Origin of the sequence: Methanoculleus sp. MH98A (genome assembly GCF_000691865.1) — an archaeon.
Lineage (GTDB): Archaea > Halobacteriota > Methanomicrobia > Methanomicrobiales > Methanoculleaceae > Methanoculleus.
In genome coordinates this window covers 1-2,678 of sequence record NZ_JMIO01000162.1, presented here as the reverse complement: position 1 = coordinate 2,678, position 2,678 = coordinate 1, and the positions used below count along the sequence as shown (strand labels likewise).

General features: G+C 52.7%; 2 protein-coding genes. Both read right to left on the bottom strand.

The window, feature by feature from the left end; genetic code table 11:
• Window positions 1-567, bottom strand: a 567-nt coding sequence (locus EI28_RS12310; RefSeq protein ID WP_048115241.1) for a hypothetical protein, incomplete at its 3' end; no start/stop codon positions are given.
• On the bottom strand, window positions 548-2,678 hold a 2,131-nt coding region (locus EI28_RS13240; RefSeq protein WP_155937433.1), incomplete at its 5' end, for an AAA family ATPase. The genes EI28_RS12310 and EI28_RS13240, both read right to left, overlap by 20 nt.

Genomic DNA, 2,678 nt, shown 5'->3' with positions numbered 1-2,678 from the left:
GACCGAGAGCTCGTGGTACCGGCAGGGGATAATATGCATGCGAGCAGGGTTTATGTGGTGCCGGAAGTCTATCCGCCCTCGAATTACGCGGAGTTCATTCGAGTTGCGGATATATTCCCTCTTCAGGGAGCTCTTTATCGTATTCAGCAGGCTCTTTGCAAAGAGGCGAATGAAGACTTCGAAGAGGTCCATCTTCCTGAGATCGAGACCTGCCGGGTCCACTTCGGTGATGGGAACGTTTTCCGTATGAGAAAGCATCTTGAGAAGATTTGCGGCTGCCATTGCCCTTTGCTCCCGGTAACTCTCCCATGCAAAGAGTTTGGGGAGGATCTGAACAGTGAAGCCGTTGGTTCTTACTACCCCGACGTAATTCAACGGTTTGATCGAGTCCCTGCCGATCTCAAGGAACGGTCTTTTGCTGTTCAGGGAGTCCAGCAGTTCGATGGTCTTTTTTGTCAGGTGAAGGGTTCCCTCCCCGAACGAATCCGTCTTTGAGGGAACGTACGGGTATCTCTGGTACTCAAAGAGGGTTGCTACCGGTTGGTTCTCACTCATCTGGTTCGGCATGTTCCTGTTCATGGTTCCCGTTCGCAAGCGTTTCGACTGCCATGAGGAACTCGTCGCCGCATAGTCTCTCACGGATTTCGAAACCCCGCTCGTCCGGGGAGAGTTTGATGAATTTGCTCCCGATAACTTCGTTGAATCTGGCGGGCGCATCGTAGTAGTATTCCTGAAGGAGGGGGACGATCTCATGATACCACGCGAAGCGTAGCATCTCAAGCGCATCGTCTCGCGATCCGGCATTCCTCACTTTCATCAGATAACTGTGGCCTATCTGGTGATCCCGGTCATAATTACCTGCAATTCTCTCGTTGATTGTTTCCAGGGCATCCGTAGCGATATCGATGATCTCCCCGACCTCGTCGTCATTATCGTCGGGGAGGCTCCTGAGAACGCTGTAGTCGGGCATCATCTCGATGAAACCGAACCTGCGCCGGAGCGCGGCGTCGACGAGCGATATCGATTTGTCGGCAGTATTCATCGTGCCGATGATATGGAGGTTCGGCGGGATTGCGAACTTCTCTTTGGAGTAGGGGAGGGTTATCGTGATCTCATTCTCTCCGCAGTAGCGTTTGTCGGCCTCAAGGAGCGTGATCAGTTCTCCGATGATCCTTGAAATGTCTCCGCGATTGATCTCGTCGATGATAAGGTAGAAGGGAACCTCCGGTGCAGTTTTCAGTAATTCTTTCTTCTCCGTATCGTCAAGGTGTGGAATGCTCTCGGATTCGTTCCATCGCCCTTCAATCCCCGCCCTTTCCGCGAGCACGTTGAATGCACGGCGGGACAGTGTCTTGAAGATGCCGTCCTCCACGCGGTAGGTGAGGGTGCCGTCGTCGGTGGTAACCGGGCGGAGACCTTCGACGAAATCCTCGTAGCCGAAGGAGGGGTGGAAGGTAACGAACTCTTTGTCTGGAATGGTCTCCCGGATCTTCTTCAGTTCAATGCCGAGCGACTCGTATGTCAGTCCATCCGAAAGCGCGATAATCCGTTGGAGTTCGCCCTCGCTCAGTCGCTTCAGGCTGCACGCCATTTGTATCCGCACCAGAATGGATTCTTTCAACCCGGGATCGTTCTTCATATCCTCGAAAGACGGGCCGTCGAACTGTTGAACCACCTCAAACTCTATGGAATTCGCCTCTTTTCGGGTACACCTGACCGCCGTCGTGAACCGGCGCAACTTAACGGCGTTATATGCCAGCGCCACGTCGCCTTCCTGGAGTTCGTCGTAGTATGTCTGCCAGTTTCGCCTTCCTTTCCAGTCGTAGGTAAAACGGGTTCCGGGAGAGAGATCGGGAATCTGGCCGTCTCTTGGTTCGTAAATCGTCAATGAGAAGATTCGTTGATCGAGGAGCGAGTCTTCATGAACTTCATAGTCATGGGTGTTGAAATGCGAGATGTAGTTGTTCGCGCGGTACGTCTTTCCCGTGCCCGGAGGGCCGTACAGGATGACCTGCTTTTTGTGGGCGAGGAGGGTCGTTATTTCGGTATCGTTGTTTGTGTCTGGCATTGGGTTGCTCCTGTCCAGGTTTAATCCAGGCAGGACCCAGGCAATACCCGCAAGCACCCACAGGGGGTCTTTGACCTTCCATGTTCTCCTGAATGACGTGGTCTCCGCAACACTTGCCGCGAAACTTCCTGCCCACAAGATGGCCCGACCATACCCTTCACCGCCGGGGTATGGGATGTCGTAGCCTAATGTTCGAGCAAATTTTTTCCATCGTCTCTGTTTGAAATCAACGAACCTGTCCGGGAAGAGGGAAGTCAGCAGGACGCTGCACAACGCAGCTGCTCCGGCCCGGTCCGGAGAATCGTTTTTGTCCTTATAGCCAAGGCGTACTGCTTCATCGATAAATGCATCTATCCGGGTGGCCGCTTTGGCGTCGTCTTGTGGAAAGTCTTCAATAAGTGTTTGAATTGTCTGGACTGCAAGTTTCCCTCTTTCTTTTTCGGTAAACCTTGTAAACCGTATGAACTCAATCCTTGCCGTCGCTGCCCAGCAGTTCTTGATGATTTCTTTAACCTCATCAATATCCAGTTCCTGCCTTGAGAGAACCTGCTTCAATTGAGGGTAAAATGTTCTTCTGTTCTCGATCTCGCCGGATGCGAATGTTTTCCCC